13 protein-coding genes are annotated in these 13064 nt (G+C 74.7%); 8 read left to right on the forward strand and 5 right to left on the reverse strand.

Translation table 11 applies throughout. The annotated features are described in order from the left end of the window. Positions 1-366 precede the first annotated feature (366 nt). The 3 genes from ACIQIB_RS38625 to ACIQIB_RS38635 form a co-directional block, all read right to left on the reverse strand. Complete coding sequence (locus ACIQIB_RS38625) at positions 367-1905, reverse strand: MFS transporter (protein ID WP_400653659.1); 1539 nt, start codon at positions 1903-1905, stop codon at positions 367-369. 193 nt (positions 1906-2098) lie between these two features. After that, positions 2099-2767, reverse strand: coding sequence for a TetR/AcrR family transcriptional regulator (locus ACIQIB_RS38630; protein WP_363614148.1), 669 nt, complete (start codon positions 2765-2767; stop codon positions 2099-2101). Between the two features lie 155 nt (positions 2768-2922). Beyond that, entirely contained in the window at positions 2923-3507 is a 585-nt protein-coding gene (locus tag ACIQIB_RS38635) for a GNAT family N-acetyltransferase (RefSeq protein WP_400653658.1), read from the reverse strand. A gap of 181 nt (positions 3508-3688) precedes the next feature. Between ACIQIB_RS38635 and ACIQIB_RS38640 the strand changes: the two genes are divergently transcribed. From ACIQIB_RS38640 to ACIQIB_RS38665, 6 genes are all read left to right on the forward strand, one after another. After that, positions 3689-4975, forward strand: a complete 1287-nt coding sequence (locus ACIQIB_RS38640; RefSeq protein WP_400764047.1) for an ATP-grasp domain-containing protein — start codon at positions 3689-3691, stop codon at positions 4973-4975. After that, positions 4972-5793 carry a Rossmann-like domain-containing protein gene (locus ACIQIB_RS38645; protein WP_363614152.1) on the forward strand — a complete coding sequence of 274 codons (822 nt, stop codon included), beginning with the start codon at positions 4972-4974 and terminating at the stop codon, positions 5791-5793. The genes ACIQIB_RS38640 and ACIQIB_RS38645 overlap by 4 nt, the downstream gene beginning before the upstream one ends. Then, the gene (locus ACIQIB_RS38650; RefSeq protein WP_363614154.1) at positions 5790-6866 is read left to right on the forward strand and encodes a pyridoxal-phosphate dependent enzyme; all 1077 of its coding nucleotides are present in this window, start codon (positions 5790-5792) and stop codon (positions 6864-6866) included. The genes ACIQIB_RS38645 and ACIQIB_RS38650 overlap by 4 nt, the downstream gene beginning before the upstream one ends. After that, the gene (locus ACIQIB_RS38655; RefSeq protein ID WP_363614156.1) at positions 6863-7918 is read left to right on the forward strand and encodes a dipeptide epimerase; all 1056 of its coding nucleotides are present in this window, start codon (positions 6863-6865) and stop codon (positions 7916-7918) included. The genes ACIQIB_RS38650 and ACIQIB_RS38655 overlap by 4 nt, the downstream gene beginning before the upstream one ends. An 85-nt stretch (positions 7919-8003) precedes the next feature. Continuing rightward, positions 8004-8921 carry a class I SAM-dependent methyltransferase gene (locus ACIQIB_RS38660; RefSeq protein WP_400764051.1) on the forward strand — a complete coding sequence of 306 codons (918 nt, stop codon included), beginning with the start codon at positions 8004-8006 and terminating at the stop codon, positions 8919-8921. A 311-nt stretch (positions 8922-9232) separates the two neighbouring features. Next, complete coding sequence (locus tag ACIQIB_RS38665; protein WP_400653655.1) at positions 9233-10021, forward strand: VOC family protein; 789 nt, start codon at positions 9233-9235, stop codon at positions 10019-10021. 90 nt (positions 10022-10111) lie between these two features. Here ACIQIB_RS38665 and ACIQIB_RS38670 read toward each other — a convergent pair whose 3' ends face one another. Next, positions 10112-10573 carry a hemerythrin domain-containing protein gene (locus ACIQIB_RS38670; RefSeq protein ID WP_363614162.1) on the reverse strand — a complete coding sequence of 154 codons (462 nt, stop codon included), beginning with the start codon at positions 10571-10573 and terminating at the stop codon, positions 10112-10114. Between the two features lie 95 nt (positions 10574-10668). After that, positions 10669-11265 (reverse strand): TIGR03086 family metal-binding protein, encoded by a 597-nt coding sequence (locus ACIQIB_RS38675; protein WP_400653654.1) that lies wholly within the window; start codon positions 11263-11265, stop codon positions 10669-10671. Positions 11266-11444: 179 nt separating this feature from the next. Between ACIQIB_RS38675 and ACIQIB_RS38680 the strand changes: the two genes are divergently transcribed. Both ACIQIB_RS38680 and ACIQIB_RS38685 read left to right on the forward strand, forming a co-directional pair. Continuing rightward, positions 11445-12011 (forward strand): DoxX family membrane protein, encoded by a 567-nt coding sequence (locus tag ACIQIB_RS38680; RefSeq protein ID WP_400653653.1) that lies wholly within the window; start codon positions 11445-11447, stop codon positions 12009-12011. Between the two features lie 368 nt (positions 12012-12379). Then, positions 12380-12880 (forward strand): RNHCP domain-containing protein, encoded by a 501-nt coding sequence (locus ACIQIB_RS38685; protein WP_363614168.1) that lies wholly within the window; start codon positions 12380-12382, stop codon positions 12878-12880. The last annotated feature ends 184 nt before the right edge of the window (positions 12881-13064 follow it).

The raw sequence follows: 13064 nt of genomic DNA on the forward strand, positions 1-13064 counted from the left end.
ATCTCGCCCAGCATGAAGGACCAGTGGTCCGGGAAGATCTTGCGGAGGTTGGCCCTGGCCAGGGAGTAGATCCCCAGCCGGCCGTCCGTCCAGTCGGCGGCCCGTCGACCGCGTCCAGGAGGCTGATTCCGGGTCATTTCCACGCACCTCACTCCAAGAGAAGCGGGGATCATTCCCCGTTTCGAGCTGTCACCACCATAAACGGGGGGTGATCCCCGTTTCTAGCCGGGGGTCGTTCCCGGGACGGAGCCGGAGGGCGGGGGAGCCGGAGAGGGGGCCGGGGGCCGTGAAACGCCGAGCGGCCCGTCCGGTGTCGCGACGTCGCAACACCGGACGGGCCGCTTCGCGCCCGAGTACCTCCAGGGGTCAGTGCACCAGCACCGGCACCTGGTTGCTGTCCTCCTCGCCCGTGGCCGAACCGGTCGTCGCGCCGTCGGGGCGCCCGGCGTTGACCAGGACGAAGGCGATCGCGGCGGCCGTCAGCAGGATGCCGAAGGACCACCAGATCGCGGTCGAGAAGCCGTGCACCATGCCCTGGAACTGTGCCGCCTGGGCCGCGGCCGGGGACGTCGCGGCACCGGCGTGCGCGGCCAGCCAGGTGGCCGTGGCGCTGGCCGCGATGGTGTTCAGCAGCGCGGTGCCGATGGCGCCGCCGACCTGCTGGGAGGTGTTGACCATGGCGGACGCCACGCCCGCGTCGCGCGGCTGGACGCCGTGCGTGGCCAGGCTCATGGCCGGCATGAAGGCGGTGCCCATGCCGAGGCCCATCAGGATCAGGCCGGGCAGGATCAGTGCCGGGTAGGAGGTGTCGAGGTCGATCTGGGTGAGGAGCAGCATGCCGATCGAGGCGACCAGGAAGCCGGGCGCCATCAGGAAGCGCGCGGGGACCCGGGTCATCAGCCGGGCGCCGATCTGGGTCGAGCCGGTGATCATGCCTGCCACCATCGGCAGGAAGGCCACACCGGTCAGCACCGGGCTGTAACCGAGCACGATCTGCAGGTAGTAGGTCAGGAAGAGGAACAGGCCGAACATGCCGATCACGGCCAGGCCGAGCGACAGGTAGACCCCGCCGCGGTTGCGGTCCAGGACGACCCGCAGCGGCAGCAGCGGCGCCTTGACGACCCGCTCGACGACGACGAACGCGGCCAGCAGGACACCGGCGGCGATGAACAGGCCGATCGTCACGCCGGAGCTCCAGCCGTCCGACTCGGCCCGGGTGAAGGCGTAGACCAGGGCGACCAGGCCGGTGGTGACCAGCAGCACCCCGGGGATGTCCAGACGGTTGCGGTTGCGGCCCTCGGAGGGCTCGCGGATCACCAGGACGGCGCCGACGGCGGCGACGATGGCGAACGGGATGTTGACGAAGAAGGTCCAGCGCCAGTTCAGGTACTCGGTCAGCAGACCGCCGAGGATCAGGCCGATCGCGCCGCCGCCGCCCGCGATGGCGCCGTAGATGCCGAACGCCTTCGCGCGCTCCTTGGCCTCGGTGAACATCACCGCGAGCAGCGAGAGCGCGGCCGGTGCGAGCAGCGCGCCGAACACGCCCTGGAGGGCGCGGGCGCCGAGCAGCATCGCGGTGTTGGCGGCGGCGCCGCCCAGCGCGGAGGCGAGGGCGAAGCCGGTCAGGCCGACCACGAAGGTCCGCTTGCGGCCCCACAGGTCGGCTATCCGGCCGCCGAACAGCAGCAGGCCGCCGAAGGCGAGCGCGTAGGCCGTGATGACCCACTGGCGGTTGCCGTCGGTGATGCCGAGGTCCTTCTGCGCGGACGGCAGGGCGATGTTCACGATGGTGGCGTCGAGGACGACCATCAACTGGGCGAGGCCGATGAAGATCAGGGCCTTCCAGCGCCTCGGATCGGGCTGTGACGCGGCCTGCGTCGGCGGTGTGGAGTCGGTTTTGGGCATGGGGGTACTCGCTTCACGGTGCGTGGCGTACGGATCGGACGGATGACGTGCGGATCAGGACAGATGGCGTGCGAGGGCGCGGCGGGGCCGGAGGTGCCGACCGGCCGCTGTCGGCGCGTCCTCGCGGCGCGCTGTGGTGGTCGGTCTCCGGTGGGCCGGCGCCGGAGTCGCCGTGATCGTGGTGCTGGGGCTGTCAGTGGTGCGGCTTGAAGTCCTCGAAGGTCGCGGCCCGGCCGGGCAGGGTGGAGCGGGCGGGCGCCCGCAGGCCGTCCAGGAACAGCTGCAGGTGCCGGTGCACGAAGTCGTTGAGCAGGTGGCAGGAGATGTCCGGCAGCGGCCGGGTGAGCTGGCTCATCGCGATGAACAGGTCACCGTGGTCGACGTCGGGGCGCAGCTCGCCCGCCTCGCGGGCGCGGTCCATCATGCTGCCGACGGCAGCCGTCAGACGCTCGCGGGCCTCGACCAGGGCCGGGTCGAACGGGTCGACCCGGTTGGTGAGCAGCGGGCACAGCGCGCCGACCTTCTCCTCGACCGTCGCGTGGGCGAACCGCTGGAGAGCGTCGAACGGGCCGTCGCCCTCCGCCGTCGCCGTCTCGGCGATGGCCAGGATACGGTTTTTGACGAGCAGCGCCACCTCACGGATCAGCGCCGCGCGGTCCGGGAAGTTCCGGTACAGCGTGGCGTTGCCGACGCCCGCCCGCTTCGCGATCTCGTCCAGCGGCGCGTCCGCGCCGTGTTCGACGAAAGCGTCACGGGCCGCCAGGACGATCCGCTCACGGTTGCGGGACGCGTCCGCGCGCAGCTTGGGTGCGCGAACGGGCTCCACGGCGCGGACCTGCTCGGCGGCTGCTGCGGTGCTCACGGCGATGCTCCTCCATCAGAGTACCGGGGAAATCCTCCCCGCTTTCCTCTATGAAGGACCAAACGGGGATTCACTCCCCGGAAATTTCACCTGCGGGCGTGACCTGTGTCACATCCCTCCGACCGGGTGGCCGGGGTGTGCTCCGGTCGTCCGGTTCAGACCGTCACCCGCTGTACCGCCCCGCCCCCGGCCGCCATCGGGCGGCGCAGCGGGATCTCGAAGTGGACGGTGGCCACGCCGGGCCCGTGCTCGCCGGTCGGGCGGGCGTCGTGGACCTCCTCGGCCAGGCTGCGCCAGAACGGCTCGGCGCCCGGGATCCTGGTGTTGGTGTGCAGGTAGAGCCGCTCGTACCCGCCCTCGGCGGCGGCGAACTCGCAGGCCTGTCGGACGAGTTCGCGGGCCAGTCCGTGCCGGCGGTGCTCGGCCCGGACGTACACCCGGACGAGCTGGGCGGTGGTGCCGTCGGGGTAGCGCTCGGCGAGGGCGCGCGGGTGCGGTGGGTGGGCGGGCCCGGTGGAGTGCAGCGCCGTGGTGGCGACCACCTCCTCGCGGTGGACGGCCACCAGCAGCGCGTGGCGGGGGTGGTCCAGGTAGTACCCCTGGAGGTCGACCACGTCGGCGTGCCAGTCCGGGACGTAGCCGTAGCCGAACTCCCGGTAGAACGTGTCGAGGATCAGCCGACGGGCGCCCGGGACGTCCGAGGGCAGTGCCGGCCTGATCTCGTAATCGACATGACGCATCATCAGATAACTCCGAAAGGGAGTGGACGGGCAGGTGGAGGGGGTCGACGCGCGGCAGACTACATGAAAACGGATGTCATCTGACGCCGCGTCCGAACCGTGTTGAAAATGAAAATGGATCCCGTTATGTTCTCCCTCGGCATGCCGGGCCGGCCTGCCGCACCCGTCGAGAGGGAGATCCGTGGCGCATCTGCTGATGATCGAGAGCTGGGTCGGCTCCATGAGCACTCTGCTGCCCAGGGCGCTGGGAGAGGGCGGTCACCGGTTCACCTTCCTCACCCGGGACCTGCACCACTATCTGCGCGCCACCCCGGCCGGGGCGCCGCACCCGCTGCTCGCCGCCGAGAACGTCCTCACCGCCGACACCAACGACCCGGCCGCCCTGCTCCCGTACGCCGAGCGGCTGCACGGCGTGCTCGGCTTCGACGGCGTGCTCTCCTCCTGCGACTACTACCTGCCCACGGTCGCGCTGGTCGCCCGGCACCTCGGGCTCCCCGGGCCGGCGCCCGGGGCCGTCACCGCCGCCTGCCGCAAGGACCTCACCCGTCGCGCGCTCGGCGCGGCCGGGGTGCCCGGGCCCGCGTACGCGCTCTGCGCCGACCGGGGGGAGGCCCTCGCCGCCGCCCGGGAGATCGGCTTCCCGCTGGTGGTCAAGCCGGTGGACCTGTGCGCCGGCATGCTGGTCCGCGAGGTCGTCGACGAGCGGGAGCTCGCCGTCGCGCTCACCGCCCTGGAGGCGTTCCCGGTCAACGCGCGCGGCCAGCGCCGGGCCCCCGTCGCCCTGCTGGAGGAGTTGCTCACCGGGCCCGAGGTCAGCGTCGAGACCGTCTCCGCCGACGGCGCCACCCATGTGGTCGGGGTCACCGACAAGAGCGTCGGCGGCGCGCCCGCCTTCATCGAGACCGGCCACATGTTCCCCGCCGCGCTCGACCCCGCCGATGCCGGGGCCGCCGCCCGGACGGCCGTCGCCGCGCTGGCCGCGCTCGGGCTGGACCAGGTCGTCGCGCACACCGAGATCAAGCTCACCCCGGCCGGGCCCCGGGTGGTCGAGGTCAACCCGCGCCCGGCCGGGAACCGGATCACCGAACTCGTCCGCCGCGTCACCGGCATCGACCTGGCCGCCGCCTGCGTGGACGTCGCCCTCGGCGGCCGGCCCGACCTCACCGCCCGCCCCACCGGCGTCGCCAGTGCCGCGATCGCCTTCCTGGTGCCGGGGGAGGGGCGGGCCGGTCTGCTGGACGGCTTCGACGGCGAGGCGGCGGTGCGCCGCGACCCGGCCGTCGTGGAGCTCTCCCTCGCCGGGCCGGGCCGCGACGTCCGGCCCGCCACCAGCAACAACGAGTACCTCGGCCATGTGATGACCGCCGACCCCGAGGGTGCCGGCGCCCGCCGCGAGGCCGAACGGCTGCTCTCCGGCCTCACCCCCCGCTACGCCGGCCGGGCCGAGGAGCGGGCGGTGCCCGCGTGACGACCACCGCCCCCGCCCCCGCGCTGGACCGGATCGCCGCCCAGGTCCGGGCCGGCGTGTACGGGCCCGACCCGGCCGGACAGCGGATCGCCCTCGCCTTCGGCACCACGCAGGCCGTCCGGCACGCCGGCCGCGCCCACGGCTACCGCAACGAGGTGCTCAGCCTGCGGCTCGGCGCCGCCGTCGGCTCCTGCGCCGTCGAACCCGGTGAGCTGCCCGCCGACGCGCTCACCGACTGCGTCGGCGCCGACGTCGCCGAACTGCTCGACCACCCCCTCACCCCCGTCCGGGTCGCCGCCCTCGACGCCTACCTGATGCACTGCCGTCCGCACACCCCCGCCCACGGCGCCCGCCCGGTCGCCCTGCCGGCCGGCGGTTCGCTGACGAAGTCCCGCGCCCGGGCCCGCGCCGTCATCGGCCTGCTCCCGCCCGGGGTGCGCCGGGTGCTCGTCGTCGGAGTCGTCAACTCCCTGCTGGAACAGCTGCGTTCGCAGGGCGTCGAGTACGTCCCGTGCGACCTCAAGGGTGGCACCACCGAATGGGGCGAGCCGGTGCACACCGACGCCCTGGCCCGGCTCGGCGACTGCGACGCCGTCCTCGCCTCCGGCATGACCCTCGGCAACGGCACGCTCGACCCGCTGCTCGCGCACGCCCGGGCCACCGGCGCCCCGCTGGTGCTGTTCGCCCAGACCGGCAGCGCCGTGCTGCCCCGGCTGCTCGGCGACGGCGTCAGCGCCGTCAGCGCCGAACCGTACCCCTTCTTCTGGCTCGACGGCGGGCCCACCGTCCTCCACCTGTACGGCGGTGGCGCCCGATGACCACCCTGCTCGCCACGGCCGGCCTCGGCAACCCCGACCTGCTGCCGCTGCTCGGCCGCACCCCGCTCGCCCGGATCAGCACCCCGCTGCCGCACCCCCACCCCGGCTTCTGGGCCAAACTGGAGGGCCTCGGAGCCGGCGGCATGAAGGCCCGCTCAGCCGTCGCGATGCTCCGCGGCGCCCACGCCCGCGGCGAACTGCGGCCCGGCGCCACGGTGGTGGAGTCCACCTCCGGCACCCTCGGCATCGGCCTCGCCTTCGCCGGACAGGCCTTCGGCCACCCCGTGGTGCTGGTCGGCGACGCCGAACTCGAACCGTCCATGCGCCAGTTGCTGCGCTCCTACGGCGCCCGGCTGGAGCTCGTCGAGCGGCCCGCCCGGCACGGCGGCTGGCAGGCCGCCCGGCTCGCCCGGCTGCGTACCGTCCTCGGCCGGCTGCCCGACGCCTACTGGCCCGACCAGTACAACAACCCCGACAACGCGGCCGGTTACCACGCCATGGCGCAGGAGATCACCGCCGAACTCGACCACCTGGACGTGCTGGTGTGCAGCGTCGGCACCGGCGGCCACAGCGCCGGGCTCGCCGAACCGCTGCGCCGCCGCTGGCCGGAGCTGCGGATCATCGGCGTGGACTCCGTCGGCTCCACCATCTTCGGCCAGCCCGCCCGCCCCCGGCTGATGCGCGGCCTCGGCAGCTCCATCCATCCGCGCAACGTCGCCCACCAGGCCTTCGACGAGATCCACTGGGTCGGCCCGGCCGAGGCCGTGGACGCCTGCCGCCGCCTCGCCCGCGGCAACTTCGTCAGCGGCGGCTGGAGCACCGGGGCCGTCGCCCTGGTCGCCGCCTGGGCCGCCCGCACACGCCCCGGCGAGGTCGTCGCCACCGTCTTCCCCGACGGCCCGCACCGCTACCTGGGCACCGTCTACGACGACGGGTTCTGCCACCGGCACGGTCTGGACCCCGACCGCGCCGCCCCGCGCCCGACCGAACTCCCGCACCCCGCCGCCGCCGAGGCCACCGGCTGGGCCCGCTGCCGCACCGACCGCGCGCGCCACCGCGAGGGGGCCCGATGAGGCTCGCCGTCCACACCGTCCGGCTCCACCTCGCCGAGCCGCTGCGGATCTCCCGTTCGGTGACGGCCCAGCGCGACGCCGTCCGGCTCGCCCTGCGCCACGACGGCCTCACCGGCCACGGCGAGGTCGTCAGCAGCGACTACCTCCGGCTGCCCACCTCCCGCATCCTGCGCGAGGTCGAGGCCCTGCGCGCGGACCTCGAACGAATCCCGGACCCGGAGCAGGCGATCGCCGAACTCCGGCGCGGGGCGGCACCGTTCAAGGGGCTGCCGGCCGGTGTGCTGGCCGCCGTCGAGGCCGCCCTGCTCGATCTGGCCGGCCGCCGGGCCGGCGCCCCCGTCCACCGGCTCCTGGGCCGGGCGGGCCCGGTGGCCGCCGCCACCGCCCGCACCATCGGCATCCAGCCCGCCGCCCGCGCCGCCGCCCGGGCCGGGGAGCTCGCCGCCGCCGGCTTCACCGTCCTCAAGATCAAGGCCGGTTCCGCGGACCCCGCGGCCGACCTCGCCCGCGTCCGGGCCGTCCGCGAGGCCGCCCCCGGCGCGAGGCTGCTGCTCGACCCCAACGGCGCCTGGACACCCGACCAGGCCGACCGGCTCCTGGCCGCCTTCGCCGACGCCGGTGTCGAGGCCGTCGAGCAGCCGATCGCCCCCGGCGACCCCGACGCGCTCGCCGCAGTCGCCGAACGCTCCCCGCTGCCGGTGATCGCCGACGAGGACGCCGTCGGCTACGAGGACGCCGTCCGCCTCGCCGGGCGGGTCCACGGCGTCAACCTCAAGCTCGCCAAGTGCGGCGGCGTCCACGAGGTGCTGCGCATCCAGGCCGCCCTCCGGGGCAGCGGCACCGACCTCATGCTCGGTTGCCTCGTCGCCAGCTCGCTCGGCATCGCCCCGGCCGTCCACCTGGCCGACCGCGCCCGCTGGGTGGACCTGGACGGGCACCTGCTGCTCGCCCACGACCCCTGGCGGGGCATCGGCGGCGCCGACGGCACCGTCCGCACCGCCGCCCGGGCCGGCCTCGGTGTCCGGCCCGCCGATCCGGAGGCCGGGTCATGAGGGCGCCGCGGCGCCCGCCCGCCCGTCCGCTCCCCGGCCGTCCGCCTCGGCCACGCCCCCGTCCGCCCACTCCCTGCGAGGCCCGATGACCGGCCGCAACCTGCTCACCGACACCCCCGAGCTGTACGAACTGCGCTTCCCCGACGCGGAGTTCACGGCCGCCCGGTGGGCCGAGTCGGTACTCCGCGACCACGGCGCCGGGCCGGACGTGCTCGACCTCGGCTGCGGCACCGGCCGCGACGCCGGCTGGCTGCACCGCACCGCCCGCCGCAGGGTCACCGGCCTGGACAGCTCCGAGGCGATGATCCGGTACGCCCGCCGCCGCCACCCCGGTCCGGACTACCACGTCGGCGACATGCGGGACTTCAGCCTCGACGGCCGCTTCGACGCCGCGCTCTGCCTGGACAGCGCCCTGCTCTACTGCCACACCAACCACGACCTCGACGCCCTGCTCGGCCGGCTCCGCCACCACCTGCGGCCCGGCGGACTGCTGGTCGCCGAGATGCGCAACGGCGCCTTCTTCCTCGGCCGCACCGAACTCCTCGACGCCCCGCGCACCGACACCGTCACCCGGGACGGCGTCACCCACACCTCGCACACCACGCTGTGGATCGACCATGCCGCCCAACTCCTGCGCCGCACCAGGATCTGGACCACCGACGGCGGCACACCGGTCGAGCAGCACTCCGCCTGGCGGCTGCTCTTCCCCCAGGAGCTCCGCTACCTGCTCGCCGCCAACGGCTTCACCGTCCTCGCCCTCTACGACCGGCCAGGCCCGCGCACCGAACCACCCTGGTCCGAGGGCGACCGGCCCGCCGGCACGGCCGACGACGACCGCCTCCACCTCGTCGCCCGGCTCGACCACGGCGCCGGCCCGGCCGCCCACCTCTCCCTCGACCCCGCCGCGAGCACCGCCGCCACCCCGGCCCGCGGCCACGGCCGGCCCGCCCCCACCGCCCCGGGCGCCGGCCACCACGGCTTCCGGGAGACCCCGGAGCTCTGAGGCGCCGAGCTCGCCGCACCGGCCGGTCCCACCTGCGTGCCGTGCCGCGCCGGGCCCGCCTCGCCCCCTGGGGCTTGTCTGACCATTCCCGCCGCGCGCACGAGGCCGGGCATCCCGCCCGGACGCACCGCCGAATCGACCGAGTACGTCCAGTACGAGGCCGCTCCGGCGGCACGCCCAGCCGGGCGCCCAGCGCCGCGCGCTGATGCGACGCGAACTGTCAGACAAGCCCTAGGCTGAAAGCGCCCGGGCGGTCCGTTGGCCGTGGGAGCCGGGACGGCCCCGGCGGCCGGGCGTCGAGGAGGTTCGCGATGAGCAGCCGTGAGACCGCCAAGGTGCGCTGTGTGGCGGCCGTTCCGTGCTGGGTGAGCCTGATGGCGCGCGATCTCGAAGTGGCGACAGCGTTCTACGGCCCGTTGCTCGGCTGGAAGTTCGAGCCCGCGCCGGACCGCTTCGGGCCGTATGTGCACGCGGTGGTCGGCGACGAGGCGGTGGCCGGGCTGGGGGTCACGGGCAGTGGCTGGGGCATGCCGGTGGCGTGGACCAGCTACTTCGGAACGGAGAGCGCCGACGCCGCCGCCGACGCGGTCCGCGAGCGCGGGGCGACCCTGGCGGTGGGCCCGCTGGCCTTCGACGCCGGCCGGGTGGTCCTGGCCGCGGACCCGGCGGGGGCGGTGTTCGGGATCTGGGAGGGACTGCCGGGCCGGGCCCGTCGGCTGGAGCTGCCGGGCGCACCGGTCTGGATCGAACTGCGCACGCCCGACCCCTTCGCGGCGGCGCTCTTCTACGGCGAGGTGTTCCGCTGGGACGGCCGCGACCCCGAGCGCTTCGAGGTGCGGTGGGAGCACGACCGGGTGGTGCTGCGCACCGAGGGGTACAGCGTCGCGGCCCTGGCCAAGGAGCAGTCGGGCGGCCCGGCCGGCATGCCGCCGCACTGGGAGGTGTTCTTCTCGGTGCCGGACGCCGACGCGGCGCTGGCCCAGGCGGAGGCGCTCGGTGGCTCGGTGATCGGGCCTGCCTTCGACTCGCCGTACGGGCGGGTGGCCCGCCTCCAGGACCCGGAGGGCGGACGGTTCGCGGTGATCAGCCTCAAGAACTGAGCCGGCCCGGGTCCGCGCCCGCCGGGGCACCGCCCCGGCGGGCGCGGGCATGCTCCGGGCGGTGTCCCCCGGCCCGCAGGCCGCCGCCCGCTACGGTCCGGCCTCGGTGACCGCCGTCCGTTCCGCCCGCAGCCGCTCGCCGAGCTCGGCCCGGGCCTCGGCGGGCAGCGCCTTGCGGGCGGCGGGGAACAGCCGCTTCTCCTCCGCGGCCAGATGCCGGCGGACGGTGTCGGCCAGCCCCCGGAACAGCGCGCCGAAGGCCGGGTCGCCGGGGCCCAGGCCCTGGAGGTCGACGAGGTACTGCCCGATCGCGAGGTGGTCGTGGATGCTGGTGAACACCAGTGCCCCGCCGTCCGGCACGTCGTGCTGAACGGCGGGGAAGAGGTACTCCTCCTCGGCGGCGCAGTGGCTGAACAGCAGGTCGGTCAGGGCGACGAGCAGCTCGCCGCGCTCGGCCGCGCCGTCCGGGGCAGCCTCGGCCCGGTCGAGCAGTTCCGTCACGGCCCGGTGGTCGGCGGTGAACTCGCCGAGGATGTCCGGCCTGCGGCTCATGGCGCACCCGCCTTTCGTCCGGTGCTGGCCCCCCGACACCTCCAGTATCCGGCGTCGCGCGCCACGCCGGGCAGCCGGTCCGGGAACACCGCAGGTCAGGGCCGGTCACGCCGCCCGGTGAGGGCGAGCAGACGGGCCTGCGGGCCGGCGCCGGCCGGCACCCGCAGCGGCGGGTCGAACAGGCCGCTGCCGGAGAGGTTCCCGTACCCGGTGAACTCGCCGAGCGCGAACTCCACCAGGCCGGCCGGCAGCCGGGTGCGGCGGCGGATGCCCTCGGCGAGGTCCCAGGTGTGCACGACGGCGTCCGAGGTGAGCTGGTCCAGGTAGTACTGCGCGGAGACGTCGCCGTACGACAGGTGGACGGTCAGCTCGGTGGCGCCCGGTACCGCGAAGGCCTCACGGGCGGCGTCGGCGGCGGCCGTCCAGGCGGCGACCGGGTCGTCGCCGAGCACGTCGCCGTCGAAGCGGCCGCCGACCTCGGCGATGGTCGAACCCATCAGCAGCTCGGGCACCCAGAGCTGTTCGCCGGTGAGGTGGTTGACGAGATCCCGGACGGACCAGTCGGCGCACGGCGTCGGCGCGTCCCACTGGCGAGGGGTGACCAGCCGGACCCGGTCGCCGAACGCGGCCAGGGCCTCGGCGTACGGCGTGCCGGACCGTTCGGGCGGTTTCTGTTCGCTGCGATGAGCCATGCCTCCACCCTGCCCCGGGTTCCGGCCGGTCCGCGACCCGCGGGCCGGAGACCGTGTTGTTCAAATTCGAACTTCCAGGTACCGTCGAATGGCGGCGGTTCGAATTTGAACTACATCCGAACCAGGTGACCGCGACCAACCCTCATCGCCCCGACTGACCCCGATTGATGGAGACGCGCATGCCGAGCACCAGCCCGAGCACGACCGCCCCCACCACCGTCCTCCCGGGCCGGGCCGCCCCCGCACCCGCGACGACCTCCCCGCACGCCTATGACGCCGGCCTCCTGTTGCTGCGCCTCGCCCTCGGCCTGACCATGGCCGCGCACGGCAGCCAGAAGCTGTTCGGCTGGTTCGGCGGCGGCGGCCTCGACGGCACCGGTCAGTTCTTCACCATGAGCGGCTACCCGGCGGGCAACGCCATGGCCGTTGTCGCCGGTCTGACCGAGACCCTGGGCGGGCTCGCCCTCGCGGCCGGCCTGCTCACCCCGCTGGCCGCCGCCGCGATCCTCGGCACCATGGTCAACGCGATCGCCGTCACCTGGGGCGGCGGCTTCTTCGCCCCCAAGGGCAACGAGTACGAGCTGCTGCTCACCGCGGGTGCCGCCGCGCTCGCCCTGACCGGTCCCGGCCGCTACGCCGTGGACCGCTTCCTGCCCGTGCTCCGCGCGCACCGGCTGGCGTACGGCGCCGCCGCCGTCGTGGTGGGCCTGGCCACCGCCGGCGTCATCCTGCTGCTGCGGAAGTGACCGCTCCGCGCGGGTGACCCGCCCGGCCCCGGTGCGAGCCGGAAATCCGCTTGCACCCGGTCGGGCCGCCGGGTTTGAGTAGGGGCTGCCGGTCGTCCGACCGGCAGCCCCTGCCGTGTGCGAGCGGCGGGCCCCGGCGATGTGGTGAAAGTGGTGGGTTTGTGCCCCGGCTGACAGCGAGCGCTCTCCGTGCACCCCTGGTGGAGCCCGCACCGTCCGGCCCGGCACCCGCCCGGCTCGGCTGAGGGCCTTCGCCGCGCGTCCGAGGCCTGTGGCCGACGGCCCGCGACGCCACCCCGGGGTGGCCGGACCGCGCTCTGTTCTTCCGAGCCGCCCAGTCCGCCCGCATCCCGCAGGGAGCCCCCGACGTGTCCCGACGACACCGACCGCCACACCCCCGTAGCCGCACCGAACGCCCCACCGGCGACGCCGGTCGCGCCGAGTACTCCGAGTACGCCGAGTTCCGCGCGTACGCCCGGTCCCGCCGTTACGACCCGCAGGAGCCGGCGGCCGGCCCGGGGCCCGAGCGGGCCGCCGAGTCGTTCCGCTGCCGGCACTGCCGCCTCGACGTGTCGATGCGCGCACCCGGCACGGCGCACCGCAACCACTGCCCGAACTGCCTCTACAGCCTGCACCTCGACGACCGCGTCCCCGGCGACCGGGCGTCGGGCTGCCGGGCCCGGATGGAGCCGATCTCGATCTCCGTGCGCGGTGGCGGCGAGTGGGTCATCATCCACCGCTGCACCGCCTGCGACGAGTTGAGCGCCAACCGGACGGCCGGTGACGACAGCCCGCTGCTCCTGCTGCGGATGGCGACCCGGCCGTTGGCCCAACCTCCGTTCCCACTGGAGCGGTTGGCCGGGCTGTAGCTCCGGCGGGTTTCCGCCGGGCCTTTGACGGCCGCCGTGACGACGGCTGACGCCTCGTCGCGGCGGCCGTTCGTCGGCACCTCCCGGGTTAGGCCCAATGCCGGTGACTTTGTGGTCGGTGTCTCGTTGGTTGTGGTGTGGCGAGGGTGGGGCAGGTCAAGTCGCCTGCGGATGAGCGGATATC

It is taken from the genome of Kitasatospora sp. NPDC092286 (assembly GCF_044755565.1).
In the GTDB taxonomy this organism is placed as follows: Bacteria; Actinomycetota; Actinomycetes; order Streptomycetales; family Streptomycetaceae; genus Kitasatospora.